A 25,767-nucleotide genomic window follows, 5' to 3' on the forward strand; every position below is an offset into this window, starting at 1 on the left:
GGAGGTCCGAATGCCACGTCCGTTCACGCTCTTCACCGGCCAGTGGGCCGATCTGCCCCTGGAGGAGGTGTGCCGGCTCGCCCGTGACTTCGGTTACGACGGGCTCGAACTCGCCTGCTGGGGTGATCACTTCGAGGTGGACAAGGCCCTCGCCGACCCCGGCTATCTGGCCGGGCGCCATCAGCTCCTCGACAAGTACGGGCTGAAGTGCTGGGCGATCTCCAACCATCTCGTCGGCCAGGCCGTCTGCGACAACCCGATCGACGAGCGCCACCAGGGCATCCTGCCGTCCCGGATCTGGGGCGACGGCGAGCCCGAGGGCGTCAGGCGGCGCGCCGCCGCCGAGATCCAGGACACCGCCCGGGCGGCGGCCGCCTTCGGCGTGGACACGGTCGTCGGCTTCACCGGCTCCTCGATCTGGCACCTCGTCGCGATGTTCCCGCCCGTACCGCCCGGCATGATCGAGCGGGGGTACGAGGACTTCGCGGAGCGGTGGAACCCGATCCTGGACGTCTTCGACGCCGAGGGGGTCCGCTTCGCGCACGAGGTCCACCCGAGTGAGATCGCGTACGACTACTGGACCACGCACGAGGCGCTGAAGGCGGTGGACCACCGTCCCGCGTTCGGGCTGAACTTCGACCCGAGCCACTTCGTCTGGCAGGACCTCGACCCGGTCAACTTCCTCTACGACTTCCGTGACCGGATCTACCACGTCGACTGCAAGGAGGCGCGCAAGCGTCTCGACGGCCGCAACGGGCGCCTCGGCTCCCATCTGCCCTGGGGCGACCCGCGGCGCGGCTGGGACTTCGTCTCGGCGGGACACGGCGACGTGCCCTGGGAGGACGTCTTCCGGATGCTGCGGTCGATCGGCTACGAGGGCCCTGTCTCCGTCGAGTGGGAGGACGCGGGCATGGACCGGCTGGCCGGGGCACCCGAGGCCCTCGCCGGTCTCAAGCGCTTCGACTTCGACCCGCCGAGCGCGTCGTTCGACGCCGCGTTCGGGGGCGGGGAGTAGGCGGAGCAGGCGGAACACGGGGAGCAGGGCCTTCCGGACCGTGGGGTTAGGCGGTACGGGGCCCCGGGCCCCAAGTACACAGCCCTGCGCTACGGGCCCCCGGGCCCTCGCGCAAGCAGCCCGGCGGCGTTCCGCGCCGCCGGGCGGTCCGGCCTCTCCGGGGGCCGCTTTGTCCAGAAACTGGAAAAAGTTCAACTTCACTCGTGCGCAAGGTCTTTCCGTACGGGACGAACACGGCTACCGTCCATGACGATTGAGTTGTACAGAACAACGCAAGGCGAACACGACACAGCACAACGGTGGTCACCGATGTGACGGCGCACGTCGGTGACACGGCCACCTCCACGGGGACCCGGGTGCGGGACGAGCACCCCCCTGGGGAGGCGAGGGCGCGAGGGACCGCGCGCCCTCCCGGCACCCCGCAGGTACGAACAGCCCACTGTGGAGGACTTTCGTGCACAGAAAACGCCCCCGAGCCGGCAGACACCCCCGAGCCAGAAATCTCCTCGCACTCCTGACGGGCGCCCTGCTCGCCGGATCGAGCCTGAGCGCCGTACCCGTCTCCGCCGCGGAGCCCGCCGCCCCGGCCGCCTCGGCCGCGGAGGAGAGCTTCCAGCAGGTGACCCTCGCCAAGGGCGCCGACGAGGTCGGCGAGCCCATGTCGCTCGCCGTGCTCCCGGACCGCCGCGTCCTGCACACCTCGCGCGACGGCACCCTGCGCATCACCGACGCCGGCGGCGACACCATGGTCTCCGGCACCCTCGACGTCTACAGCCACGACGAGGAAGGCCTCCAGGGCGTCGGGGTGGACCCCGGATTCGCCGAGAACCGGGCGATCTACCTCTACTACGCACCCAAGCTCGACACCCCCGCCGGTGACGCCCCCGAGAACGGGACGCCCGCAGACTTCGCGCCCTTCGACGGCATCAACCGGCTCTCCCGCTTCACCCTCAACGAGGACGGCACGCTCGACAAGGCGAGCGAGAAGAAGGTCCTCGACGTCGCCGCCACCCGCGGCACCTGCTGCCACGTCGGCGGCGACATCGCCTTCGACGCCGACGGCAACCTGTACCTGTCGACCGGCGACGACACCAACCCGTTCGCCTCCGACGGCTACACCCCGATCGACGAACGGACCGACCGCAACCCGGCGTTCGACGCCCAGCGCAGCGCGGGCAACACCAACGACCTGCGCGGAAAGCTGCTGCGGATCAAGGTCGCCGAGGACGGCTCGTACACCGTCCCCGAGGGCAACCTCTTCGCCCCCGGCACCGACAAGACGCGCCCCGAGATCTACGCCATGGGGTTCCGCAACCCCTTCCGGATCTCCGTCGACCAGCAGACCGGCATCGTGTACGTGGGTGACTACGGCCCCGACGCGGGGGCCGCCTCCCCGACCCGGGGCCCGTCCGGCATGGTCGAGTTCGCGCGGGTCACCGGCCCCGGCAACTACGGCTGGCCGTACTGCGTCGGCAAGAACGAGCCGTTCATCGACTACGACTTCGCCACCAAGGAGTCCGGCGCCGCCTTCGACTGCGCCGCGCCGAAGAACACCTCGCGGAACAACACCGGGCTCACCGATCTGCCGCCCGCCCAGCCCGCGTGGATCGACTACGACGGCGGCAGCGTGCCCGAGTTCGGCACCGGCTCCGAGTCCCCGATGGCCGGTCCCGTCTACCGCTACGACGCTGACCTCGACTCCCCGGTGAAGTTCCCCGAGGAGTACGACGGCGACTTCTTCGCCACCGAGTTCGGCCGCCAGTGGATCAAGCGGATCGAGCAGGGCGAGGACGGCACGGTCGAGAAGATCAACCCGTTCCCCTGGACCGGCACCCAGGTCATGGACTCGGCCTTCGGCCCGGACGGCGCGCTCTACGTGCTCGACTACGGCCTCTCCTGGTTCGGCGGTGACGAGCACTCCGCGCTCTACCGCATCGAGAACTCCACCGGCGGCAAGTCACCGATCGCCGTGGCCAAGGCGAGCAGGACCTCCGGGACCAGCCCGCTGAAGGTCACCTTCTCCTCGGCCGGCACGGAGGACCCCGACGGCGACGAGCTGAGCTACGCCTGGGACTTCGGCGACGGGGCCACCTCCACCGACGCCAACCCCGTCCACACGTACCGGAAGAACGGCACGTACACCGCGCGGCTCACCGTCACGGACCCGACGGAGCGCACCGCCACCGCGTCCGTGCGCGTGGTCGTCGGCAACACCGCGCCCAAGGTGACCCTCGAACTCCCGGCGGACGGCCACCTCTTCAACTTCGGGGACGAGATCCCCTTCAAGGTGAAGGTCACCGACCCGGAGGACGGGACGATCGACTGCTCCAAGGTCACCGTCCGCTACATCCTGGGCCATGACAACCACGGCCACCCGATCACCTCGGCCAACGGCTGCGAAGGCACCATCACCGCGCCCGCCGACACCGAGCACGACCCCAACGCCAACATCTTCGGTGTGATCGACGCCGAGTACACCGACGGCGGAGGCGGCGGCCAGGCCGCGCTCACCAGCCACGACCAGGCGCAGCTCCAGCCGCGCCACCGGCAGGCCGAGCACTTCAACAACTCCTCGGGTGTCTCGGTCATCGAGAAGGCCGCGGCCAACGGCGGCAAGACCGTCGGTGACATCGACAACGGCGACTGGATCTCCTTCAAGCCGTACAACCTGACCGGTTCGAAGACGCTCACCGCCCGGATCTCCTCCGGCGGCGCCGGCGGCTTCCTGGAGGTACGGACGGGCTCCGCCAAGGGCAACCTGCTCGGCTCCGCGCCGATCCCGGTCACCGGCGGCTGGGAGACCTTCCAGGACATCGACGTACCGCTGCGCTCCGTTCCGAAGAAGACCACCGAACTCTTCCTGGTCTTCAAGGGCGGCTCGGGCGCGCTCTACGACCTGGACGACTTCCAGCTCTCCACCGCGGTCCCCGGCAAGACCGAGAAGCGGGTCCTGGTCTTCTCCAAGACCGGCGGATTCCGCCACGACTCGATCCCCGAGGGCGTCGCCGCCCTGAAGGAACTGGGGAAGACGACCGGGATCACCGTCGACTCCACCGAGGAGGCCGGGCAGTTCACCACCAACAACCTCGCCCGGTACGACGCGGTGGTCTTCCTCTCCACCACCGGTGACGTGCTCGACGCCGACCAGCAGAAGGCGTTCGAGAACTATGTGGCCACCGGCGGCGGCTACATGGGCGTGCACGCCGCGGCGGACACCGAGTACGACTGGAAGTTCTACGGCGGCCTCGTCGGCGCCTACTTCGACTCGCACCCGGCGATCCAGCCCGCCACCGTACGGGTCGAGGACAAGGGCCACCCGGCCACCGCCCACCTCGACGACGAGTGGCAGCGCACCGACGAGTGGTACAACTACCGCACCAACCCGCGCGGTCAGGCCCGCGTCCTCGCCACCCTGGACGAAACCACCTACCAGGGCGGCAAGATGAAGGGCGACCACCCGATCGCCTGGTGCCAGACCTACGAGGGCGGCCGGTCCTTCTACACCGGGGGCGGCCACACGAAGGAGTCCTACGCGGAGGCGCCCTTCCGGCAGCACCTGCTCGGCGGACTGCGGTACGCGGCCGGCCAGGTCAAGGCCGACTGCAAGCCGAAGACCGGCTACCGCTCCCTCTTCAACGGCAAGACCCTCGAAGGCTGGAAGCAGGCGGGTCCCGGGAAGTTCGACATCGTCGACGGCGAACTGCGCTCCGAGGGCGGCATGGGGCTGCTCTGGTACCAGGCCAAGGAGTTCGGTGCCTACTCCCTGAAGCTGGACTGGAAGATGGCCGGGGACGACAACTCCGGTGTCTTCGTGGGCTTCCCGGCCTCCGAGGACCCCTGGTCCGCGGTGAACAATGGGTACGAGGTGCAGATCGACGCCACCGACACCCCCGACCGCACCACCGGCTCCGTCTACGGCTTCAAGTCGGCCGACGTCAAGGCCAGGGACCGGGTGCTGCGCCCGCCGGGCCAGTGGAACAGCTACGAGATCAAGGTCCAGGGTGAGCGGCTCCAGATCTTCCTCAACGGAGTGAAGATCAACGACTTCACCAACACGGATCCGGCCCGCAGCCTGAAGAACGGGTACATAGGCCTCCAGAACCACGGGGCCGACGACCAGGTGTCGTTCCGCGACATCCAGATCAAGGAACTGCCCTCCTCCTGACGGGCGGAACCGCCGGCCGGCGGCGGGCGGGGAGGCGCCGTACCCCCCGCCCGCCGTCCACCACGCACCGCATGTGTCTTGCACCCCACGCACCGCATGTGTCTTGAACGCCACGCACCATCGACCGCACCACCGGCAGGGAGGCAGCCCGTGACCACGACCGGTACGGAATCAACAGCAGCGGGGACGGCCGGGGCCGCCGTACGCACCGGAGTCTGGTTCGTCGGGGCCCGCGGCTCCGTCGCCACCACGGCCGTCGCGGGATGCGCGGCCGTCACCGCCGGGCTCCATCCCCCGACGGGCATGGTCGCCGAGACCGCGCCCTTCGCCGGGGCCCACCTGCCCGCCCTGTCCTCGCTCGTCTTCGGCGGCCACGACACGGCGAGCTGCCCGCTGCCCAAGCGCGCGGAGGCGCTGACCGCCGCGGGCGTGCTGCCGCACGGGCTGCCCACCGCGATCCACGCCGAACTCGCCGCCGCCGACCGGGAGATACGGGCCGGTGGCCCCCTGCCCGGTGACACCAGGAGCGACGACGAGATCATCGACGGCTTCGCCGCCGACCTCACCGACTTCACCCGGCGCACCGGCGTCGCCCGCACCGTCGTCGTCAACGTCTCCTCCACCGAGGCCGAACCGGACCCCGACGACCCGCGGCTGCCCCCGAGTTCGCTCTACGCGGCGGCCGCGGTACGGGCGGGCTGCCCGTACGTCAACTTCACCCCCTCGACCGGGCTGCGCACCGAGGCCCTCACCGCCGCCGCGCGGGACCGCGGACTTCCCCACGCGGGCCGCGACGGCAAGACAGGCCAGACGCTGCTCCGTTCCGTGCTCGCCCCCATGTTCGTCCAGCGGGCCCTGACCGTAAGGGCCTGGTCCGGGACGAACCTGCTGGGCGGCGGGGACGGAGCGGCGCTGGCCGACCCGGCCGCCGCGGCGGCCAAGAACGCGGGCAAGGAACGCGTCCTCACCGACACCCTGGGCGCCGCGCCCGAGGGCGAGGTCCACATCGACGACGTCCCGGCCCTCGGCGACTGGAAGACGGCCTGGGACCACATCGCCTTCGACGGCTTCCTCGGCTCGCGGATGGTCCTCCAGACCATCTGGCAGGGGTGCGACTCGGCGCTGGCCGCGCCGCTCGTCCTCGACCTGGCCCGGCTGGTGGCCCGCGCCCACGAGGCAGGGCTGAGCGGGCCCCTGCCGGAACTCGGCTTCTACTTCAAGGACCCGGACGGCGGACCCGCCGCGCTCGCCGAACAGTTCGAGGCGCTGCTCGCCTTCGCCGGACGGCTGGGGGAGACCGGACGGCTGGGGGAGGCCGGATGAGTGCTCGCGGCAGCGGGGGAGCGGCGGCCGGATCCGCCCGGGAGACCCTGGGCGCCTGGGCCGAACTGCTCCGCGTCTCCGCCCTGTTCACCGTGGTCGGCGACGGGCTCGCGGGCGCGGCGGCGCTCGGGGCGCGGCCGGGCCGCGCCACCGCGCTCGCCGTGGGCGCCTCGCTCTGTCTGTACGAGGCGGGCATGGCGCTCAACGACTGGGCCGACCGGGACGAGGACGCGGTCGACCGCCCGCACCGTCCCATCCCGTCGGGCCGGATCTCCCCGCCCGCCGCCCTCGCGGCGGCCGGGGGCCTCACCGCCGCGGGCCTCGCCCTCGCCGCCCGCGCCGGACGCCCCTCGCTGGCGGTGGGCACGGCGCTGGCGGCCACCGTCTGGTCGTACGACCTGCGCCTCAAGCACACCCCGGCGGGCCCGGCGGCGATGGGCGCGGCCCGCTCCCTGGACCTGCTGCTCGGTGCCACGGCGACCGCGCACGCGGCCGGTTCCGCGCAGGGCGCCGCGCCTCCGGCAGGGACGCGGCGCGGGGTCCGGGCCGCGCTGCCGGCCGCCGCCGTCCTCGGCGTGCACACCGCCGCCGTCACCACCGTCTCCCGCCGCGAGACCCAGGGCGGCTCGACCGCACTGCCGCTCGCCGCGCTCGCGGTGACCGGGACCGTCGGGGCGCTGCTCGGCCGCCGCCCGCCCGAGGCCGGCCCCGGCACCCCCGGCCGGGGCGCCCGCCACGCGCTCGCCGCCACCCTCGCCGCCGTCTACGCGGCGACCGCCGGGCGGCCCCTGCTGCACGCCGCCCTCAACCCGTCCCCGGCCCTCACCCAGCGCGCCGTCGGCGGCGGGATCCGGGCCATGATCCCGCTCCAGGGCGCGCTCGCCGCACGGGGCGGCGCGGTCGGAGTGGCCCTCGGAGTCATGGGGCTGGTACCGCTGGCCCGCACCGTCGCACGGAAAGTGAGCCCCACATGAGCCCGCGTTACGGATACGGCACCAACGGGCTCACCGACCTGCGGCTGGACGACGCCCTCGGCCTCCTCGCCGACCTCGGCTACGAGGGGGTCGGACTCACCCTCGACCACATGCACCTCGACCCGGCGGCGCCCGAACTGGCCGAGCGCACCCGCCGCGTCGCCCGCCGCCTCACCGCACTCGGCCTCGACGTCACCGTCGAGACCGGCGCCCGCTACGTCCTCGACCCGCGCCGCAAGCACGGCCCCACCCTGCTCGACCCGGACCCCGCGGGCCGGGCCGCCAGGACCGGGCTGCTCGTCACGGCCGTCCAGGTCGCCGCCGACCTCGGCGCCCACGCCGTGCACTGCTTCAGCGGCGTCACCCCGGACGGCACGGACACCGACACCGCCTGGAAGCGGCTGGAGGAGGCGATGGGGCCCGTGCTCGACGCCGCCGAGGCCGCCGGGGTCCCGCTCGCCGTCGAGCCGGAACCCGGCCATCTCGTCGGGGACCTCGCCGGCTTCCACGAACTCAGACGCCGGCTCGGCGACCCCGGGCCGCTCGGCCTCACCCTCGACATCGGCCACTGCCAGTGCCTGGAACCCCGCTCGCCCGCCGACTGCGTACGGGAGGCCGGGCCCTGGCTGCGCCATGTGCAGATCGAGGACATGCGACGCGGTGTCCACGAGCACCTTCCGTTCGGGGACGGCGAGATCGACTTCCCGCCCGTCCTCGACGCGCTGGCCGCCACCGGCTACCAGGGCCTCACCGTCGTGGAGCTGCCCCGGCACTCCCACGCCGGGCCCGAACTCGCCCGTACGTCCCTGGACTTCCTCCGCGCCCTGGAGGTACGCGCATGACCCTCAGCCGCGCGGAACTGGCCGACCGGATCGCCCCGGACGCCCTGCCCTGGCTCGACGCGGCCCTGGCCGAGGCGGCCGCCCCGGCCGGGCACACCGCCCCGGACACGGCTGCCCCCTGGGAGCTGCGCTTCGCCGCCGCCGGGCGCCACTGCGGCCAGGACCACGCCGACGCCGTACGCACCCTGCTGCTCCAGGAGGCCGAGGCCGGCCTGGCCACCCTCACCCGGCTCTACCACCAGGGCACCGCCGCCGAGCGCCGCGCCGTACTGCTCGCCCTGCCGCCGCTCGGCACCGGGCTCGGCGCGCTGCCCCTGGTCGAGGACGCCCTGCGGACCAACGACACCCGGCTCGTCGCGGCGGCCGTCGGCCCGTATGCCGCCGCCCACCTCGGTGCGCACGGCTGGCGGCACGCCGTCCTCAAGTGCCTCTTCACGGAGGTGCCCCTCGACGCCGTCGCCGACCTGGCCGTACGCGCCCGCGGGGACGCCGAACTGGCCCGTATGCTCCGCGACTTCGCCGCCGAACGTACCGCCGCCGGCCGCCCCGTACCCGCCGACCTGCACCGCGCGCTCGAACTGACCGGCGAGGAGTCCTGATGCGTATCTTCGACCCCCACATCCACATGACGTCCCGCACCACGGACGACTACCGGGCGATGTACGCCGCCGGTGTGCGCGCCCTGGTCGAACCGTCCTTCTGGCTCGGCCAGCCCCGCACCTCGCCCGCCAGCTTCTACGACTACTTCGACGCCCTGCTCGGCTGGGAGCCCTTCCGCGCCGCCCAGTACGGCATCGCCCACCACTGCACCCTCGCCCTCAACCCCAAGGAGGCGGGCGACCCGCGCTTGACCCCGGTCCTGGACGAACTGCCCCGCTATCTCGTCAAGGACGGCGTCGTCGCCGTCGGCGAGATCGGCTACGACTCCATGACCCCGGCCGAGGACACCGCGCTCGCCGCCCAGCTCCAGCTCGCCGCCGACCACGGCCTGCCCGCGCTCGTGCACACCCCGCACCGCGACAAACTCGCCGGGCTGCGCCGCACCGTCGACGTCGTACGCGAATCCGCCCTGGCCCCGGACCGGGTCCTGCTCGACCACCTCAACGAGACCACCGTCAAGGTGGCCGCCGACAGCGGCAGCTGGCTGGGCTTCTCCATCTACCCGGACACCAAGATGGACGAGGACCGGATGGTCGCCGTGCTCAAGGAGCACGGCACGGAGAAGGTCCTCGTCAACTCGGCCGCCGACTGGGGCAACAGCGACCCCCTCAAGACCCGGAAGGTCGCCGACGCGATGCTCGCGGCCGGATTCGACGCCGACGACGTCGACCAGGTCCTGTGGCGCAACCCCGTCGCCTTCTACGGACTGAGCGGCCGGCTCCAGCTCGACGTGGCCGCACCGGACGCCCTCCACGAGGGCAACTCCGTGCTGCGCGGCGGGGAGTGAGCCGATGCGCTTCCGCCACCCCGACGGCTCCACCGTCCACCTCGCCTACTGCACCAACGTCCACCCCGCCGAGACCCTCGAAGGCGTCCTGGCCCAACTGCGCGACCACTGCGAGCCGGTACGCAAACGCCTCGGCCGGGACCGCCTCGGCATCGGCCTCTGGCTCGCCAGGGACGCCGCCCAGGCCCTGATCAACGACCCGGCGGTGCTGCGCGCACTGCGCGCCGAACTCGACCGGCGGGGCCTGGAGGTCGTCACCCTCAACGGCTTCCCCTACGAGGGCTTCGGCGCAGAAGAGGTCAAGTACCGCGTCTACAAACCCGACTGGGCCGATCCCGAGCGGCTGTCCTACACCGCCGACCTGGCCAGGCTGCTCGCCGCGCTGCTGCCCGACGACGTCACCGAGGGCTCCGTCTCCACCCTGCCCCTCGGCTGGCGCACCGACTGGGACGACGCCGCGGCCCACACCGCCCACGCCGCGCTCACCACCCTCTCCGGACGCCTCGACGCACTGGAAGAGCTGACCGGCAAGTCCATCAGGATCGCCCTGGAGCCCGAGCCCGGCTGCATCGTCGAGACCACCGCCGACGCGATCGCCCCGCTCACCGCGCTCGGCGGCGACCGCATCGGCATCTGCGTCGACACCTGCCACCTCGCCACCTCCTTCGAGGACCCGGCCACCGCCCTCGGCGCGCTGGAGGCGGCCCGTATCCCCGTGCCCAAGGCGCAGCTCTCCGCCGCCCTGCACGCCGAACACCCGCACCTCCCCGAGGTACGGGAGGCGCTGCGGGCCTTCGCCGAGCCCCGCTTCCTCCACCAGACCCGCACCAGCACCGCCGCCGGACTGCGCGGCACCGACGACCTGGACGAGGCGCTGGCCGGCCGCTCCCTGCCCGAAGGGGCGCCCTGGCGCGCCCACTTCCACGTACCGCTGCACGCCCCGCCCGCCCCGCCGCTCACCTCCACCCTCCCCGTCCTCCAGGACGCGCTCGCCCGCCTCGTCGGCGGCGCCGTGCCGCGCACCCGCCATCTGGAGGTCGAGACGTACACCTGGCAGGCGCTCCCGCCCGAGCTGCGGCCCCGCTCGCGCGGCCGGCTCGCCGAGGGCATCGCCGCCGAACTCACCCTGGCCAGGGACCTGCTGGTCGACCTCGGTCTCAAGGAGCTGCCATGAGCGACACCCCGGCCGGGCCCCCGGCCGACGCCCCGTCCGGCACCCGGCCCGGGGGCGGGGCCGCGCGCCCGACCCCGCTGCTGGTCCTGGACGTCGTCGGCCTCACCCCGCAACTGCTGCGCCACATGCCGAACCTGTCCAAGCTGGCCGGAGCGGGCGCGCGCGCCCCGCTGACCACCGTGCTGCCGGCCGTCACCTGCAGCGCCCAGTCCACCTTCCTCACCGGCACGCTCCCCGCCGAGCACGGCATCGTCGGCAACGGCTGGTACTTCCGGGAGCTGGGCGACGTCCTGCTCTGGCGCCAGCACAACGGCCTCGTCTCCGGCGACAAGCTCTGGGACGCGGCCCGCCGCGCCTACCCCGGCTACACCGTCGCCAACATCTGCTGGTGGTACGCGATGGGCGCGGACACCGACTACACCGTCACCCCGCGCCCCGTCTACTACGCCGACGGCCGCAAGGAGCCCGACTGCTACACCCGGCCGCCCGCGCTCCACGACGAACTCACCGAGCTTTTCGGCACGTTCCCCCTCTTCCACTTCTGGGGGCCCGGCGCCGACCTGGTCTCCTCCCAGTGGATCACCGACGCGACCCGGCACATCATGGCCACCCGCCGCCCCGATCTCGCCCTCTGCTACCTGCCGCACCTTGACTACGACCTCCAGCGCTTCGGCCCCGACGACCCCCGCTCGCACCGGGCCGCCGCCGAACTCGACGCGGCCATGGCCCCGCTGCTCGCCGACGCGGAGGCGGAGGGCCGTACCGTCGTGGCGCTCTCCGAGTACGGCATCACCCGGGTCTCCCGGGCCGTCGACATCAACCGCGCCCTGCGCCGGGCCGGGCTGCTGGAGGTCCACACCCAGGACGGCATGGAGTACCTGGACACCATGGCCTCCCGCGCCTTCGCCGTCTCCGACCACCAGCTCGCGCACGTCTACGTACGCCGCCCCGAGGACCTGGACGCGACCCGCGAGGCGCTGAAGGACCTCGACGGGATCGAGCAGCTCCTCGACGACGAGGGCAAGAAGGCACACGGGCTCGACCACCCCCGCTCCGGGGAGCTGGTGGCCGTCGCGGAACCCGACGCCTGGTTCACGTACTACTACTGGCTGGACGACGACCGGGCACCCGACTTCGCGCAGCTCGTGGAGATCCACCGGAAGCCCGGCTACGACCCCGTCGAGCTGTTCATGGACCCCCTCGATCCGTACGTACGCCTCAAGGCGGCCAAGGCGATCGCCCGCAAGAAGCTCGGGATGCGCTACCGGCTCGCGGTCGTGCCCCTCGACCCCTCGCCCATCCGCGGCAGCCACGGCCGGCTCCCCGCGAACGACGAGGAGGGCCCGCTCATCCTCTGCTCCACACCCCATGACCTCGGTGACCGTGTCGCGGCCACCGACGTGAAGAGCCTTCTCCTCCACCTTGCCGGACTGCACTGACTGACAGAAGGAGTTCCGCCATGAGCCGCAAGACCCCAGCAGACCCCGAACTCGCACACAAGCTCAGCCGGCGCGGCATGCTCGGTGTGGCCGCGGGGGCCACCGCGGCCGCGGTGGTCGGCGCCTCGGCCGTGGCCACCCCGGCCGCCGCCCACGGCTCGGGCCCCCGCCCCGGCCACGGCGGGCACGGCACGGGACAGCCCGTCCTGCCGCCGGGCCGGCTCGGCATCCAGCTGTACTCGCTGCGCGACAAGGTGTCCACGATCGGCTTCGCGAAGGTCTTCGACGAGCTGGAGCGGTTCGGCTACGACGAGATCGAGTTCGCCGGATACACCCAGGGCAGCGCCGGCGCCATCACCCTGCCGCAGCTGAAGAGACTGGCCAAGAACCACGGTCTCAAGCCGATCGGCAGCCATGTCAACTACGCCGACGACAGCAACCCCAACGCCTACAGCTTCGCCCAGAACCTCACCAAGGTCCTGGACGACGCCCAGGAACTCGGCCTGGACCACATAGGCACCGCGTCGGGCCCCTTCCGCTACGGATCGACCGTCGACGCCTGGAAGCGGGCCGCCGCCGACTTCAACGCCTACGGCGCGGCGGCCAAGCGGCGCGGCATGAAGTTCTACCAGCACAACCACGCGGAGGAGTTCTCCTTCGCCACCGACCAGCCGAACGTACGGCTTTACGACATCCTCCTCGCCGAGACCGACCCGAGCCTGGTCTACCTGGAGATGGACATCTACTGGGCGTACGCCGGCCAGTTCCGCTTCAGCAAGACGCCCGAGGGCAGGCCCGCGCCCTTCGACCCGCTGCGGTACGTCCTCAAGCAGCCCCACCGCTACCCGCTCTTCCACGTGAAGGACGGCATCGAGGACATCACGGCCCGCGACGGCTACCGCATGGTGGACGTCGGCGACGGCGACATCGACTACCAGCGCTTCATCTCGGCCGTCAACAAGACCCACGGCGGCCGGCGCGGCCACCACTGGCAGGTGGAGCACGACCAGCCGGTGGACTCGCTGCTGTTCGCCCAGAAGTCCTCGGCGCATCTGCACTCGCTGCGCGAGAAGCGGTAACTCCCGCACGTCGCAGGGGAGATACGACGGCGGCCCTCCGCGCGGCCGGTACAGCGCCGCGGGGAGGGCCGTCTGCTGATCCGTCGTGCTCTTCAGGGTTTCGTCGTGTTCCCTTGAATGTGCTGTATTTGCCGTGTTCCGCCGTGTTCCGTCGTGTCAGGCCGCGCCCGGGGGCTCAGCCGTTCAGGCGGTGGCCTCACCCGGCTGTGGCAGCCGGACCGGGCGCCGTCCGGGCCGCGGGCCGCCCGGTTGCCGCAGGACCAGCGAGAGTCCCGCGGCGACCAGCGAGACCACACCGGACGCCACATACGCGCCGACGTACCCCCACGAGGCGACCACGACCGCCCCCATCCCGCCGCCGAACAACCCGCTGACCAGCTTCGCGCTGTAGACCATGCCGTAGTTCGACGCGTTGTAGTTCTCCCCGAAGTAGTCCGGGACCAGCGCCGCGAACAGCGGATAGAACGCTCCGCCGCCGAAGCCGGACAGGAAGGCGAAGGCCAGGAACAGCGTCTGGTTGCGGATCTCGCCCGCCCACAGCACACCGAACTGCGCCACGGCCAGCACCAGACACACGTAGGTGAGGGTCGGCCGCCGGCCCAGCTTGTCGGAGAGCCAGCCGACCACACCCCGCCCGGTGCCGTTGATCACCGCCATCACGCCCATGGAGGACGCCGCGATCAGCGGACCGAACCCCATCTCCTTGGCGAACGGCACCTGGAACGAGATCCCGAAGATCGACACGCCCGCGCAGCACAGCATGCACAGCCACATCAGGGGCACGATCCCGGTCCGTAACGCCTCCCGCGGTGTGTACTGCCGCACCGCGGGCGGGTTCTTCGCCAGCGCCAGCGACGACTTGGCGTCCCCGGAGCGGCGCAGCGGATCGATCTCCTCGGGCCACCAGTTCTTCGGCGGATCCTTGAAGAACACCCCCGCCACCAGCGTCAGCACGAGCACGTACACCCCGACGAGGTCCAGGACCGTCCGGTAGTTCGAGGTGTCGAAGCCGTACGTGAAGAGGAAGACGAACGGCACCGCGCCATAGGCGAACGCGCCGTTGACCAGCCCCGTCTTGCCGCCCCTGCGCTCGGGGTACCACTTGCCGACCATGTTGACGCAGGTCGAGTAGATCAGTCCGGAGCCGAGCCCGCCCAGCAGGCCGAAACCGGCCAGCGCGAACCAGAAGTCCGGCGCGTGACCGAGACTGACGAACCCCAGCAGCGAGCAGAACGAGCCGATCAGCATGGCCGCCCTGCTGCTCAGGATGCCCTTCTCCCGCAGGCGTCCCGCGGGGAAGGAGACCGCGGCCTGGAAGAAGATCCAGACACTGAGCACCCAGAAGGTGTTCGTCGAGGTCCAGTGATGTGCCCTGGACAGCGTCTGCTCGGCCGCCCCGAAGGCGTACTCGAAGACACTGATGGCGAGCATGGCGAGCCAGGGCAGGGCCACCATCGTCCAGCGGGGGAGGCCGAGGATCTGCCGGTCGGACTCGCCGACCCGGTAGACCCGGCCATGGGCGTCGGTGATCTCGCGGTAGCCCGCGCCGGCGGTGGCCGACGCGGACGGACCGGAGAGTGGTTCAGTGGTCATATCAGGCGATCTCCCGGCCGATCGGGTTCGGGTTGGGCTGGATCTTCTTCACGTCGGGCCTGCCGGGTGCCTTCAGGAACACCGCGAGGACGGCGGAGGCGAGGCCGATGCTGCCGGCGATCACGAACGCGCCCTCGTAGTCCCAGGCCCCCACCACGAGGGCTCCCACACCGGAGCCGACCAGGCCCGATATGAGCTTGGAGCTGTAGACCATGCCGTAGTTCGAGGCATTGTTGTTCTCCCCGAAGTAGTCCGCCGTCATCGCCGCGAACAGCGGGAAGATCGCCCCGCCGCCGAAACCGGAGACCATCGAGCAGAACAGGAAGAACGGCATGCTGCCCATCGACCCGGAGATCAGCACACCGAACTGCGCGCTGCCGAGCACCAGACAGACGATGATCAGGGTGTTGCGGCGCCCGTACCGGTCGGATATCCAGCCGATGACACCGCGCCCCGTACCGTTCACGATCGCCTTGAGGGACATCGCCGTGGCCACTATCCCGCCCGCGAAGCCCATGTCCTTGCCGAAGGGCACCTGGAACGCTATGCCGAAGATGTTGATCCCCGCCGTGCAGAGCAGGCAGAACCACATCATCCACAGCACCGGTGTACGGGCCGCCTCGCGCGGTGTGTACTGCTTCACCGCCGGCGGGTTCTTCGCCAGCGCGCGCCGGACCCTCGGGTCGTCGGAGACCTTCAGCGGATCGGCGCCCCGCGGCCACCAGTACTTCGGCGGGTCCTTGAAGAACCAGCCGGCGACCGCCACGACGAGGCAGCAGACCACACCGACGAAGACCAGCACACCCTGGTAGTTGCTCAGGTCCATGTACGAGGTGAAGAGGAAGACGAACGGCACCGAGCCGTAGGCGAAACCGCCGTTGACGAGGCCGGTCTTGCCTCCCTTGCGCTCGGGATACCACTTGCCGACCATGTTGACGCAGGTCGCGTAGACCAGCCCGGCGCCGATCCCGCTGAACATGCCGAAGCCGAAGTACGCCACGATCACGTGCGGGGCGTACGCCAGGGACACATAGCCCAGCAACGTCCCCAGCGCGCCCAGCATCATGGCGTAGCGGGCGGGCAGCCTGCCGCTCTCCCTGAGCTGCCCGGCCGGGAAGGCGACGGCCGCCTGGAAGAAGACCCAGACGCCCATAAGCCAGAAGATGTGCCCGCTGCTCCACAGATGGGCCTGGTGCAGCGTGTCCTCCGCGGAGGTGAACGCGTACTCCGACGAACTGATGCCGAGCATGCCCATCCACGGGAAGAGCACCATCGTCCATCGGGGCCGGCCCATGATGTCCCGGTCGCTCTCACCGATCCGGTACACGCGTCCGTTGCGGTCCGTCACCTCTTTGTAGGGGACGGAGCTGTCGAGTTGAGTGGTTGTCGTTTTCATGATGGTCTCTCGCACCCCTTGCATCGAAAGAACTGGCCAGCGCCCCCTGTCCAAAACCTTCGTGCCGTGCCCGGGTGAGGTCAGGTCATGAACCGCCTCCCAACAGCCCCGCCGCCCGCGCCCATCGGGCGGCGGCATACCCGGGGGCAACCCCCGGACCCCCGGCCGGTAACGACTGCTGTCGGTACGTCACAACAGCCCCGCCGCCCGCGCCCATCGATATTTCGCGCCGAGCACCGCGACCGGCTGTTCCGTGGTGTAGGGGTAGGCCACCACCCCGTGGTCGAAGAGGTACTGGCACGCCTCCTCGACCTCCACGTCGCCCGCGAGGGAGGCCACCACCGGTTTGTGGACGCCCCGCTCCCGGAACTCCGCCACGACCCGCGCCGTCAGTTCGGCGAAGACCATCGGCGGGGTGACGATCGTGTGCCAGTACCCGAGTACCAGCGCGTGGATCCGCGGGTCCTCCAGACCCAGCCGGATCGTCGCCTCGTACGTGGACGGCGGCTCGCCGCCGGTGATGTCCACCGGGTTGCCGGCCGCGCCGAACGGCGGGATGAACGCGCGGAACGCCTCGTCCAGATCCGGCGGGATCTCCATCAGGGAGAGCCCGTTGTCGACGATGGCGTCCGAGAGGAGCACCCCCGAGCCGCCCGCGCCCGTGATGATGACGACGTTGTCACCCTGCGGCGTGGGGAGCACGGGCAGCGCCCGCGCGTACTCCAGCATCTCGCTCAGCCCCGGTGCCCTGATGACCCCGGCCTGGCGCAGGATGTCGTCGTACACCGCGTCGTCCCCGGCGAGCGCGCCGGTGTGCGAGCCCGCCGCCTTCGCGCCGGCCGCCGTGCGTCCGGCCTTCAGGACGACCACCGGCTTCTTCGGTACGGTGGCCCGCGCCGCCGACACGAACGCGCGGCCGTCCTTGAGGTCCTCCAGGTGCATCGCGATGCACTCGGTGTGCGGGTCCTCGCCGAACCAGGTCAGCAGGTCGTCCTCGTCCAGGTCGGACTTGTTGCCGAGTCCGACGATCGCCGAGACGCCCGTCTTCGTGGACCGCGCGAAGCCGAGGATGGCCATCCCGATGCCACCGGACTGCGAGGTCAGCGCCACGCCGCCCTTGACGTCGTACGGGGTGCAGAAGGTGGCGCAGAGGTCCTGCCAGGTGGAGTAGTAGCCGTAGATGTTCGGCCCCAGCAGCCGGACCCCGTGCTCCTCCGCGATGGCCACGATCCTTTCCTGGAGCTCGTGTTCGCCGGTCTCGGCGAAGCCGGACGGGATCAGCACGGCGTTCGGGATGCCCTTGCGGCCGACCTCCTCCAGCGCGGCGGGCACGAACTTCGCGGGAATCGCGAAGACCGCCACATCGGGCTCACCCGGAACGTCCATCACGCTCTTGTACGCCTTGCGGCCGAGAATGTCATCGGCTTTGGGGTTCACCGGATGGATCTCGCCGGGAAAACCTCCGTCGATCAGGTTCCGCATGACCGAATTGCCGATCTTGCCCTGCTCGTTGGAGGCCCCGATCACCGCCACGGAGGTGGGCTTCATCAGCCGCCGCATCGAGGCGAGAATCTCCTCGCGGCCGTAACTCCGCCGCGCGGGCGGCCGTTCGGCGTCGAGCAGGATCCGTACGTCGGCGGCCATCACCCCGTTCGCCGACGCGAACACCGGGTTGAGGTCGACCTCGGCGATCTCCGGGAAGTCGGCGGCGAGCCGCGACACCTTGACGATCAGCCCGGCCAGCGCGTCCCGGTCGACGGGCGCCGCGCCGCGCACCCCGCGCAGGATCTCCGCCGCGCGGATCCCGTCGAGCATCGACAGCGCGTCGTCCGTGGAGGCGGGGGCGAGCCGGAAGGTGACGTCCTTGAGGACCTCCACCAGCACACCGCCGAGCCCGAACGCCACGATCTTGCCGAAGGTCGGGTCGGTGACGGTGCCGATCAGCACCTCGGTCCCCTCGGGCACCATCTGCTGGATCTGCACGCCCAGGATCCGCGCGTGAGGGTCGTACGCACGGGCGTTGGTGACGATCGCGGTGAACGCGCCCCGCACCTCGGCGGCGGAGGCCAGCCCGATCCGTACGCCGCCCGCGTCCGTCTTGTGCAGGATCTCCGGGGAGACGATCTTCATCGCCACCGGGAAGCCGATCCGGTCGGCCAGCGCCACCGCCTCGTCGGCGCTCTCGGCCAGCGCCTCGGCCGGCGTGGGGATGCCGTACGCGTCCGTGACGACCTTGCCCTCGGGCGCCGTGAGCGCGGTGCGGCCCTCGGCGAGCGCCGCGTCCAGCAGCGCCCGTACGGTCTTCCTGCTCTCTTCGTTGCTGTCCACCGCTAGATGACTCCGTCCGTCTTGAGAAGCCGCAGTTCCTCGTCGCCCAGGCCCAGTTCACCCACGTACACCTCCGCGTTGTGCTCACCGAGCAGCGGCGAGGTGAACACGTCCACGGGGGAGTCGGAGAGCTTCAGCGGGCTGCCGACCGTGGTGAACGAGCCGCGCTGGGGGTGGGGGACCTCGACGACCATCTCGTTGGCCGCGAGCGAGGCGTCCTCGATGATCTCCTTGGTGGAGAGGATCGGGCCGCACGGGATGTTGTGGGCGTTGAGCCGCTCCAGCACCTCCCACTTGGGCAGGGTCGCCGTCCACTCCTCTATGAGCTGGAACATCTTGCCGAGCTTCGGCAGCCGCGCCTCGGGCGTCGCCCACTCGGGATCGTCCGCCAGCTCGGGCCGGCCCATCAGCTCGGTGACCGGCCGCCACCCGACCGGCTGCACGATCACGTACACGTAGTCGTTGGGGCCGCCCGGCGCGCACTTGACGGCCCAGCCGGGCTGTCCGCCGCCGCTCGCGTTGCCGCTGCGGGGCACCTCGTCGCCGAAGTCCTCGTTCGGGTACTCGGCGAGCGGACCGTGGGCGAGCCGCTGCTGGTCGCGGAGTTTCACCCGGCAGAGGTTGAGCACGGCGTGCTGCATCGCCACGTTGACGCGCTGGCCGCGCCCGGTGTGCTCGCGCTGGAAGAGCGCGGCGAGTATCCCGGCGACCGCGTGGATGCCGGTGCCGGAGTCGCCGATCTGCGCGCCGGTGGCGAGCGGCGGGCCGTCCTCGAAGCCGGTCGTGGACATCGAGCCGCCCATGGCCTGCGCGACCACCTCGTACGCCTTGAAGTTGGTGTACGGGCCCTCCCCGAACCCCTTGATGGAGGCGTAGACGATCCGGGGGTTGATCTCCTGGATGCGCTCCCAGGTGAACCCCATCCGGTCCACGGCCCCCGGGCCGAAGTTCTCCACCATCACATCGGAGCGGCGGATGAGTTCCGTGAGGATCTCCTTGCCGCGCTCGGTCTTGGTGTTGAGGGTGATGGACCGCTTGTTGCAGTTGAGCATCGTGAAGTACAGCGAGTCGACGTCGGGCAGGTCGCGCAGCTGCTTGCGGGTGATGTCGCCGCTCGGCGCCTCCAGCTTCACCACGTCCGCGCCGAGCCAGCCGAGCAACTGAGTGGCCGAGGGGCCCGACTGGACATGCGTCATGTCCAGGACGCGTACGCCCGAGAGCGCCTTCTGGGGGGTGCCGGTGGGCGGGGTCTCAAGAGCCTGGGTCATGGGAGGGCTCCTTCACTTGTACATGGTCTGGTTCATGGTTCCGGGGGCGTACGCGTCGGGGTCGACCCAGACGTTGATCAGCGACGGCAGTCCGGACTCGCGGGCGCGCCGCAGCGCGGGCGCGATGTCCGCCGGGTCGCGGACCTCTTCGCCGTAACCGCCCAGCATCTGGGCGAACTTGTCGTAGTGGACGTCACCGAGGGTGTTGCCGACGCGCTCGCGCTCGTCGCCGTACTTGGCCTTCTGGCCGTAACGGATCTGGTTCATCGAGGAGTTGTTGCCGACGATGCCGACGAACGGCAGGTTGTAGCGCACCAGCGTCTCGAAGTCCCAGCCGGTCAGCGAGAAGGCGCCGTCGCCGAAGAGCGCCACGACCTCCTTGTCGGGCCGGGCCTGCTTGGCGGCGAGCACGAAGGGGACCCCGACGCCGAGGGTGCCGAGCGGGCCTGGATCCATCCAGTGGCCGGGCGACTTGGGCTGGACGACCTGCCCGGAGAAGGTGACGATGTCGCCGCCGTCCCCGATGTAGATCGAGTCCTCGGTGAGGAATTCGTTGATCTCGCTGACCAGCCGGTACGGGTGGATGGGCGAGGCGTCCGAGCGCAGTTGCGGCAGCCGCTTCTCGATGGCCGTCTGCTCGGCGGCGCGCAGCTCGTCCAGCCACGCCTTCCGCTTCACGGAACCTCCGTTGAGGCGCCCGCTCGCGGCCTGGGTGACGGAGGAGAGCACGAGCCCGGCGTCCCCGACGATGCCGAGGTCGATGTCCCGGTTCTTGCCGACCGTACGGTAGTCGAGGTCGATCTGGACGACGGTCGCGTCGGGCGAGAGCCGCTTGCCGTACCCCATGCGGAAGTCGAAGGGCGTCCCGACGATGATGATGAGGTCGGCGTTGGAGAAGGCGTAGCGCCGCGAGAGCTGGAAGTGGTGCGGGTCGCCGGGGGCCAGGGTGCCGCGTCCCGCCCCGTTCATGTACGCGGGGATGTTGAGCGTCCGCACCAGCTCGATCGCCGCGTCGGTGGCCCGGGTCGTCCAGACCTGGCTGCCGAGCAGGATGGCCGGCTTCTCGGCGTGTGTGAGCAGGTCGGCGAGTTTCTCGACGGCCTCGGGGTCGCCGGCCGAGCGGGTCGAGGCCCGGTACTGCCCGGCCGCGGGGACCCGGGCCTTCTCCACCGGCACCTTCGCGTCCAGCACATCGCGCGGGATCTCCAGGAAGGACGGTCCCGGGGCGCCGTGGTAGCACTCGCGGAACGCCATCGAGACCATGTCGGCCGCGCGGGCCGTGTCCGGCACGGTGGCGGCGAACTTGGTGATGGGGGTCATCATGTCGACGTGGGGGAGGTCCTGGAGCGAGCCCATCTTGTGCTGAGTGTGCGCCCCCTGACCGCCGATCAGCAGCATGGGCGACTCGGCGCGGAAGGCGTTGGCGACCCCGGTCACGGCGTCGGTGGTGCCGGGCCCGGCGGTGACCACCGCGCACCCCGGCTTTCCGGTGATACGGGCGTAGCCGTCCGCGGCGTGGGCGGCCACCTGCTCATGACGTACGTCGACGACATCGATGCCCTCGTCGACGCAGCCGTCGTAGATGTCGATGATGTGGCCGCCGCAGAGGGTGTAGATGACCTCGACACCCTCCGCTTTGAGTGCCTTGGCGACGAGATGACCACCGGAGATGAGTTCTTGGCTGTCGTCGGGCATGAGGAGGTCCCTGTCCCTTCGTAGTCCTTCGCCGGGGAGGGGCGAGCGCCCGCCCCGGTACATTGCATACAGTCGACGAATACTGTATGAAGCTTGTTATCCCGCATCCGGGCGGGTGGTGTCCAGGGGGCGTGCGCCACTTTTCGTCAACGGGAAAGCAAGGGGAGCAGCCATGGATCTGTACGAACACCAGGCAAGGGAACTCTTCGCGGAACACGGCATCGCGGTGCCGAAAGCCGAGGTGGCGGCCACGGCCAAGGACGCCGGGGCGGCCGCGCGGCGGCTCGGCGGGCGCGTGGTCGTCAAGGCGCAGGTGAAGACCGGAGGGCGCGGCAAGGCGGGCGGGGTGAAGCTCGCCGCCGATCCGGCGGCGGCCGAACTGACCGCACGCCAGATACTCGGCATGGACATCAAGGGGCACACCGTCCGGGCGCTGATGCTCGCCCAACCCGTCGCCATCGAGGCCGAGTTCTATGTGAGCTACGTCCTCGACCGGGCGGCCGGGACCTTCCTCGCCATCGCCTCGGCCGAGGGCGGCATGGAGATCGAGGAGGTCGCGGCGGTCCGGCCCGAGGCGGTGGCCCGGGTCCCCGTCGACCCGGCGGAAGGCGTCACCGAGGAGGTCGCCACCCGGATCGCCGCGGCGGCCGGGCTGCCCGACGGGGTCGTCCCCGTCCTGCGGGCGCTCTGGCAGGTGGTGGTCCGCGAGGACGCCCTGCTGGTCGAGGTGAACCCGTTGGTACGCACCACGGAAGGGCTCATTCTCGCCCTCGACGGCAAGGTCACCCTTGACGACAACGCCCTCTTCCGGCAGGCGCGGTGGGGCGAGACGGAGCCCGATCCCGGCGGCGACCCGCTGGAGGCGGAGGCGGCGGCCAAGGGGCTCAACTACGTGAAGCTCGACGGCGAGGTCGGCATCATCGGCAACGGCGCCGGCCTCGTCATGTCCACCCTCGACGTGGTGGCCGGCTGTGGCGCCCGCCCCGCCAACTTCCTCGACATCGGGGGCGGCGCGTCCGCCCAGGTGATGGCGGACGGGCTCTCCGTCATCCTCTCCGACCCGGCCGTGAAATCCGTCTTCGTCAATGTCTTCGGCGGCATCACGGCCTGCGACGCGGTCGCCGACGGCATCGTACGGGCCCTGGAATCAGTGACGTTGACCCGGCCGCTCGTGGTCCGCCTCGACGGCAACAGCGCGGCCCGCGGCCGGGCGATCCTCGCGGAGCGCGCGCACCCGCTCGTACAGCAGGCCACCACCATGGACGGGGCGGCCCGGCAGGCCGCCGCGCTCGCGAACGCGGGATGAGGAGAGGAACACCATGGCCATCTTCCTGACCAAGGAGAGCAAGGTACTCGTCCAGGGCATGACCGGCGCCGAGGGCATGCGGCACACCCGGCGGATGCTCGCCGCGGGCACCTCGGTCGTCGGCGGCGTCAACCCGCGCAAGGCCGGCGCCCGGATCGACCTCGACGGCGCCACCGTGCCCGTCTTCGGCTCCGTACGCGAGGGCATCGAGGCGACCGGCGCGGACGTCACCGTCGTCTTCGTGCCACCCCAGTTCGCCCGGGGGGCCGTGACCGAGGCGGTGGACGCCGGGATCGGGCTCGCCGTCGTCATCACCGAGGGCATCCCCGTCCACGACGCCGTCGCCTTCACCGCGTACGCCAAGCAGCATGCCACCCGGATCATCGGCCCCAACTGCCCCGGCCTCATCAGCCCCGGGCAGTCCAACGCCGGCATCATCCCGGCGGACATCGCCACCAAGCCGGGCCGGATCGGCCTCGTGTCGAAGTCCGGCACGCTCACCTACCAACTCATGTACGAGCTGAGGGAGATCGGCTTCTCCTCGGCGGTCGGCATCGGCGGCGACCCGGTCGTCGGCACCAGCCACATCGACTGCCTCGCCGCCTTCGAGGACGACCCCGACACCGAACTCGTCGTGCTCATCGGCGAGATCGGCGGCGATGCCGAGGAACGCGCCGCCGCCTACGCCGCCGAGCGGGTGAGCAAGCCGGTCATCGGCTACATCGCCGGGTTCACCGCGCCCGAGGGCAAGACCATGGGGCACGCGGGCGCGATCGTCTCGGGCTCCTCCGGTACGGCGGAGGGCAAGCGCAAGGCGCTGGAGGCGGCCGGGATCCGGGTCGGCTCCACCCCTTCGGAGACCGCGCGGCTGGTCCTGGACCACCTCGCGCCGTCACGCGGTGTCACCCATACTTGAGAGCGGGTGCGTGCCACCCGCACCACCGGCTCCCCGCACCGCCGGTCGGCGGTCCTGATCCGAGCCCGAACCGAGCCATGCACCTCCCGCCTCATCGGAGCGGAGACCCTCAATGGCACCCACCTCACTGATCCTCAAACCGGGCACCGCCTGGCCGGACGCCTGGGAGCGCAGCCTCGCCGCCGCGCCCGAGGCCTTCCAGGACGACCGGGTACGCAACCTCTGGGCCGCGTCCTGGCGGTCCGACGGGCGGGCCCTGCCCGCCACCAGCCCCGTCGACGGGAGCCCGATCGCGGGCCCGCCGCGGCTGGACGGCGACACCGCCCGGCAGGCGGTGCGCGCCGCGCTCGACGCGCACCGCGCCTGGCGCCACATCCCGCTGCCGGAGCGCGCCGCCCGGGTGAGCGCGACGCTCGACGCGCTCACCGCGCACCGCGAACTGCTCGCACTCCTCCTCGTCTGGGAGATCGGCAAGCCCTGGCGCCTCGCCCAGGCCGACGTCGACCGTGCGATCGACGGCGTGCGCTGGTACGTGGACGGAGCCGGGCCCATGCTGGCGGGCCGTACCCCGCTGCCGGGGCCGGTCTCCAACATCGCGAGCTGGAACTACCCGATGTCCGTCCTCGTCCACGCCCTGCTGGTGCAGGCGCTGGCCGGCAACGCGGTCATCGCCAAGACCCCCACCGACGGCGGCGTCGCCTGTCTCACCCTGGCCTGCGCGCTCGCCGCCCGTGAGGGCGTCCCCGTCACGCTGGTCAGCGGCAGCGGCGGCGAACTCTCCGAGGCGCTGGTGCGCGCGCCCGAGATCGGCTGCGTCTCCTTCGTCGGCGGCCGGGACACCGGCGCCGGGATCGCCACCGCGGTCGCCGACGTCGGCAAGCGCCATGTCCTCGAACAGGAGGGACTCAACACCTGGGGCGTCTGGAACTGCACCGACTTCTCCGCCCTGACCGCCGTGATCCCCAAGCTCTTCGACTACGGGAAGCAGCGCTGCACGGCGTATCCGCGCTTCGTCGTCCAGCGCTCCCTCTTCGCGGACTTCCTCGCCGCGTACCTCCCCGCCGTACGCTCGATCCGCCTGGGCCACCCCCTCGCCGTCGAGTCCCCGGACGACCGGCCGCCGGAGCTGGACTTCGGGCCGCTCATCAACGCGGCCAAGGCGAAGGAGCTGGCAGACCAGGTCACCGAGGCGATCGGCCGCGGCGCCGTACCGCTCCACCGGGGCGCTCTCGCGGACGCCCGCTTCCTCCCCGACCAGGACACCAGCGCGTATCTGGCCCCGGTCACCCTGCTCAATCCGCCCCCGTCCTCCCCCCTCCACCACGCGGAACCCTTCGGCCCGGTCGACACGATCGTCCTGGTCGACACGGAGGCGGAGCTGCTGGCCGCGATGAACGCCTCGAACGGCGCCCTCGTCGCGACCCTGTCCACCGACGACCCGGCGACGTATGCCCGGCTGGCACCCCAGATCCGGGCCTTCAAGACCGGCCACGGAAAACCCCGCTCCCGGGGCGACCGCGACGAGCTGTTCGGCGGCTTCGGCCACTCCTGGCGCGGCGCCTTCGTCGGCGGCGAGCTCCTGGTCCACGCGGTCACGGACGGCCCGCCGGGCGAACGCCTGCCGGGCAACTTCCCCGACTACCACCTCATGCCGTAACCCCGGCGTCACCGCGTGCGCACGGGATGACGCCCGGTGCGCGATCGGCCCCCCCCCCCCCCCACCCCCCCCCCCGCCCACCCGCGAGAAACCGGGTGGGTTTAAAAAAAAACAAACCCCCCACCAAACAAAACCCCCCGGTGGACGAGG

The 25,767-nt window shown here is 71.3% G+C and carries 18 protein-coding genes; 13 read left to right on the top strand and 5 right to left on the bottom strand.

The annotated features are described in order from the left end of the window. Positions 1–10: 10 nt before the first annotated feature. From ACFTZC_RS02180 to ACFTZC_RS02225, 10 genes are all read left to right on the top strand, one after another. Positions 11–1,015 carry a sugar phosphate isomerase/epimerase family protein gene (locus ACFTZC_RS02180; RefSeq protein WP_365808888.1) on the top strand — a complete coding sequence of 335 codons (1,005 nt, stop codon included), beginning with the start codon at positions 11–13 and terminating at the stop codon, positions 1,013–1,015. Between the two features lie 454 nt (positions 1,016–1,469). Further along, on the top strand, positions 1,470–5,180 hold the full coding sequence (locus ACFTZC_RS02185; RefSeq protein ID WP_382885926.1) for a ThuA domain-containing protein: 3,711 nt from the start codon (positions 1,470–1,472) through the stop codon (positions 5,178–5,180). 96 nt (positions 5,181–5,276) lie between these two features. Continuing rightward, on the top strand, positions 5,277–6,503 hold the full coding sequence (locus ACFTZC_RS02190) for an inositol-3-phosphate synthase (protein ID WP_382885928.1): 1,227 nt from the start codon (positions 5,277–5,279) through the stop codon (positions 6,501–6,503). After that, entirely contained in the window at positions 6,500–7,477 is a 978-nt protein-coding gene (locus ACFTZC_RS02195; protein WP_382885930.1) for an SCO3242 family prenyltransferase, read from the top strand. The genes ACFTZC_RS02190 and ACFTZC_RS02195 overlap by 4 nt, the downstream gene beginning before the upstream one ends. After that, the gene (locus ACFTZC_RS02200) at positions 7,474–8,319 is read left to right on the top strand and encodes a sugar phosphate isomerase/epimerase family protein (protein ID WP_382885932.1); all 846 of its coding nucleotides are present in this window, start codon (positions 7,474–7,476) and stop codon (positions 8,317–8,319) included. Before ACFTZC_RS02195 ends, ACFTZC_RS02200 begins: the two co-directional genes overlap by 4 nt. Next, positions 8,316–8,918: an EboA domain-containing protein gene (locus tag ACFTZC_RS02205; RefSeq protein ID WP_382885934.1), complete on the top strand. Its 603-nt coding sequence runs from the start codon at positions 8,316–8,318 to the stop codon at positions 8,916–8,918. Before ACFTZC_RS02200 ends, ACFTZC_RS02205 begins: the two co-directional genes overlap by 4 nt. Continuing rightward, positions 8,918–9,766 carry a TatD family hydrolase gene (locus ACFTZC_RS02210; protein WP_382885936.1) on the top strand — a complete coding sequence of 283 codons (849 nt, stop codon included), beginning with the start codon at positions 8,918–8,920 and terminating at the stop codon, positions 9,764–9,766. The genes ACFTZC_RS02205 and ACFTZC_RS02210 overlap by 1 nt, the downstream gene beginning before the upstream one ends. A gap of 4 nt (positions 9,767–9,770) precedes the next feature. After that, positions 9,771–10,940: a metabolite traffic protein EboE gene (gene eboE, locus ACFTZC_RS02215; protein WP_382885937.1), complete on the top strand. Its 1,170-nt coding sequence runs from the start codon at positions 9,771–9,773 to the stop codon at positions 10,938–10,940. Next, the gene (locus ACFTZC_RS02220) at positions 10,937–12,379 is read left to right on the top strand and encodes an alkaline phosphatase family protein (RefSeq protein WP_382885939.1); all 1,443 of its coding nucleotides are present in this window, start codon (positions 10,937–10,939) and stop codon (positions 12,377–12,379) included. The genes eboE and ACFTZC_RS02220 overlap by 4 nt, the downstream gene beginning before the upstream one ends. A gap of 20 nt (positions 12,380–12,399) precedes the next feature. Beyond that, the gene (locus ACFTZC_RS02225; RefSeq protein ID WP_382885941.1) at positions 12,400–13,458 is read left to right on the top strand and encodes a sugar phosphate isomerase/epimerase family protein; all 1,059 of its coding nucleotides are present in this window, start codon (positions 12,400–12,402) and stop codon (positions 13,456–13,458) included. A 183-nt stretch (positions 13,459–13,641) separates the two neighbouring features. On the opposite strand, the gene ACFTZC_RS02230 is transcribed toward ACFTZC_RS02225, so the two are convergent. The 5 genes from ACFTZC_RS02230 to ACFTZC_RS02250 all read right to left on the bottom strand — a co-directional run bounded on the left by ACFTZC_RS02230 (position 13,642) and on the right by ACFTZC_RS02250 (position 21,738). After that, a complete protein-coding gene (locus ACFTZC_RS02230) occupies positions 13,642–15,051 on the bottom strand; it encodes an OFA family MFS transporter (protein ID WP_382885943.1) in 1,410 nt (469 codons plus the stop codon). A 1-nt stretch (position 15,052) separates the two neighbouring features. Beyond that, positions 15,053–16,447: an OFA family MFS transporter gene (locus ACFTZC_RS02235; RefSeq protein WP_382885945.1), complete on the bottom strand. Its 1,395-nt coding sequence runs from the start codon at positions 16,445–16,447 to the stop codon at positions 15,053–15,055. Between the two features lie 189 nt (positions 16,448–16,636). Further along, complete coding sequence (locus tag ACFTZC_RS02240) at positions 16,637–18,775, bottom strand: acetate--CoA ligase family protein (RefSeq protein WP_382885947.1); 2,139 nt, start codon at positions 18,773–18,775, stop codon at positions 16,637–16,639. Between the two features lie 2 nt (positions 18,776–18,777). Beyond that, a complete protein-coding gene (gene frc, locus ACFTZC_RS02245) occupies positions 18,778–20,043 on the bottom strand; it encodes a formyl-CoA transferase (protein ID WP_382885949.1) in 1,266 nt (421 codons plus the stop codon). A gap of 12 nt (positions 20,044–20,055) precedes the next feature. Next, on the bottom strand, positions 20,056–21,738 hold the full coding sequence (locus tag ACFTZC_RS02250) for a thiamine pyrophosphate-binding protein (RefSeq protein WP_382885951.1): 1,683 nt from the start codon (positions 21,736–21,738) through the stop codon (positions 20,056–20,058). 172 nt (positions 21,739–21,910) lie between these two features. Between ACFTZC_RS02250 and sucC the strand changes: the two genes are divergently transcribed. From sucC to ACFTZC_RS02265, 3 genes are all read left to right on the top strand, one after another. Beyond that, positions 21,911–23,044, top strand: coding sequence for an ADP-forming succinate--CoA ligase subunit beta (gene sucC / locus ACFTZC_RS02255; protein WP_382885953.1), 1,134 nt, complete (start codon positions 21,911–21,913; stop codon positions 23,042–23,044). A 13-nt stretch (positions 23,045–23,057) separates the two neighbouring features. Continuing rightward, positions 23,058–23,960: a succinate--CoA ligase subunit alpha gene (gene sucD, locus ACFTZC_RS02260; RefSeq protein WP_382885955.1), complete on the top strand. Its 903-nt coding sequence runs from the start codon at positions 23,058–23,060 to the stop codon at positions 23,958–23,960. Positions 23,961–24,072: 112 nt separating this feature from the next. After that, a complete protein-coding gene (locus ACFTZC_RS02265; RefSeq protein ID WP_382885956.1) occupies positions 24,073–25,617 on the top strand; it encodes an aldehyde dehydrogenase family protein in 1,545 nt (514 codons plus the stop codon). Positions 25,618–25,767: the final 150 nt, after the last annotated feature.

Origin of the sequence: Streptomyces sp. NPDC056987, assembly GCF_042673865.1 — a bacterium.
GTDB lineage: Bacteria > Actinomycetota > Actinomycetes > Streptomycetales > Streptomycetaceae > Streptomyces.